General features: G+C 56.0%; 3 protein-coding genes. All 3 read left to right on the top strand.

Going from position 1 to position 1,274, the window contains the following annotated elements; genetic code table 11:
- Positions 1-16 precede the first annotated feature (16 nt).
- Positions 17-268, top strand: coding sequence for a 30S ribosomal protein S16 (gene rpsP / locus ACIGDJ_RS28310; protein ID WP_397504727.1), 252 nt, complete (start codon positions 17-19; stop codon positions 266-268).
- A 5-nt stretch (positions 269-273) separates the two neighbouring features.
- Positions 274-810, top strand: coding sequence for a ribosome maturation factor RimM (gene rimM, locus ACIGDJ_RS28315; RefSeq protein ID WP_397479965.1), 537 nt, complete (start codon positions 274-276; stop codon positions 808-810).
- Between the two features lie 2 nt (positions 811-812).
- On the top strand, positions 813-1,274 hold a 462-nt coding region (trmD, locus tag ACIGDJ_RS28320; RefSeq protein ID WP_397504726.1), incomplete at its 3' end, for a tRNA (guanosine(37)-N1)-methyltransferase TrmD.

The following is a 1,274-nucleotide window of genomic DNA, read 5'->3' on the forward strand; positions in this document are numbered from 1 at the left end:
CAGGAACGATGTTCACATGCTAACAATCCGTATTGCCATTGGCGGCTCCAAAAAGCGCCCGTTTTACCACCTGACCGTAACCGACTCGCGTAACCCGCGTGACGGCTCCCACAAAGAACAGGTTGGTTTCTTCAACCCTGTTGCCCGTGGTCAGGAAATCCGTCTGTCCGTGAACCAAGAGCGCGTTGCCTACTGGCTGAGCGTTGGTGCACAACCTTCTGAGCGCGTTGCTCAGTTGTTGAAGGAATCTGCCAAGGCTGCGGCCTGAGCAATATGAACGCGACGCCAGCTCCTGCCGATGATTTGATCGTTATTGGCAAAATTTATTCTGTTCATGGCGTTCGCGGCGAAGTGAAGGTGTATTCCTTTACTGATCCGACTGAAAACCTGTTGCAGTACAAAACCTGGACGCTCAAGCGCGAAGGCAATGTCAAACAGGTCGAGCTGGTCAGTGGACGCGGGAGCGACAAGTTCCTGGTCGCCAAGCTCAAGGGTCTCGATGATCGTGAGGAAGCTCGTCTTCTGGCCGGTTATGAGATCTGCGTGCCGCGCAGCCTGTTCGCTGAATTGACCGAAGGTGAGTACTACTGGTACCAGCTGGAAGGTCTGAAGGTCATCGACACCCTTGGGCAATTGCTCGGGAAAATCGATCATCTTCTGGAAACCGGCGCCAATGATGTAATGGTCGTCAAGCCTTGCGCTGGCAGCCTGGATGATCGCGAACGCCTGTTGCCCTATACCGAGCAATGCGTGTTGGCCATCGACCTGGAAGCGGGCGAGATGAAGGTGGATTGGGACGCGGACTTCTAAACGTGGCTAACTTGCGCGTAGAAGTGATCAGTTTGTTTCCCGAGATGTTTTCCGCCATTGGCGATTACGGCATCACCAGTCGTGCGGTCAAACAGGGGCTCTTGCAGCTGACCTGTTGGAATCCGCGAGATTACACGACGGATCGGCATCACACTGTGGACGATCGCCCGTTTGGCGGTGGTCCGGGCATGGTGATGAAGATCAAGCCCCTGGAAGATGCGCTGGCTCAGGCCAAGGCAGCAGCCGGGGAGGCGGCGAAGGTGATTTACCTGTCCCCCCAAGGCCGTCAACTGACTCAGTCGGCGGTACGCGAGCTGGCACAATCGGATGCATTGATCCTGATTGCCGGCCGCTACGAAGGCATTGACGAGCGCTTTATTGAGGCTCATGTCGATGAAGAGTGGTCGATTGGCGACTATGTACTGTCTGGCGGCGAGCTGCCGGCCATGGTCCTGATCGATGCG

Origin of the sequence: Pseudomonas sp. NPDC079367 (assembly GCF_044542195.1) — a bacterium.
Taxonomy (GTDB): Bacteria; Pseudomonadota; Gammaproteobacteria; order Pseudomonadales; family Pseudomonadaceae; genus Aquipseudomonas.

Excerpts from the sequence above, each read along its gene's own strand:
- rimM (WP_397479965.1), top strand. The coding sequence starts at position 274 with ATGAACGCGACGCCAGCTCCTGCCGATGATTTGATCGTTATTGGCAAA.
- rpsP (WP_397504727.1), top strand. The coding sequence starts at position 17 with ATGCTAACAATCCGTATTGCCATTGGCGGCTCCAAAAAGCGCCCGTTT.